This is a genomic window from Pantoea sp. SIMBA_079 (genome assembly GCF_046940275.1).
In the GTDB taxonomy this organism is placed as follows: Bacteria; Pseudomonadota; Gammaproteobacteria; order Enterobacterales; family Enterobacteriaceae; genus Pantoea; species Pantoea borealis.
Window position 1 is genome coordinate 1 of record NZ_JAWRYR010000407.1, and the last position, 266, is coordinate 266.

A 266-nucleotide genomic window follows, 5' to 3' on the forward strand; every position below is an offset into this window, starting at 1 on the left:
GCCGGTTCCAGCGTCTGGACCGACCTGCTAGCCAACGGCGGCAGCCTGGCTGACGTAGCGGCTGCCATCTCGGTTTCGGCCGAGGCTCAGACACTGGATACGTCGAACGGTACCTTCGTTGAGAACCTGTACGAAGCTGCCCTGGGTCGCGAAGCTGACGAAGCTGGCCTGCAGAACTGGGTATCCCAGTTGTTCAACGGCGCTAGCCGGGCCGACATCGCTCAAGCGATCGTAGGCTCTGCCGAAGCTGCCTCGAAAGCCAACTC

Annotated in this window: 1 protein-coding gene; it reads left to right on the forward strand. The window is 62.4% G+C overall.

Going from position 1 to position 266, the window contains the following annotated elements; genetic code table 11:
• On the forward strand, positions 1-266 hold a 266-nt coding region (locus tag SB719_RS20565), incomplete at both ends, for a DUF4214 domain-containing protein (protein WP_412159801.1).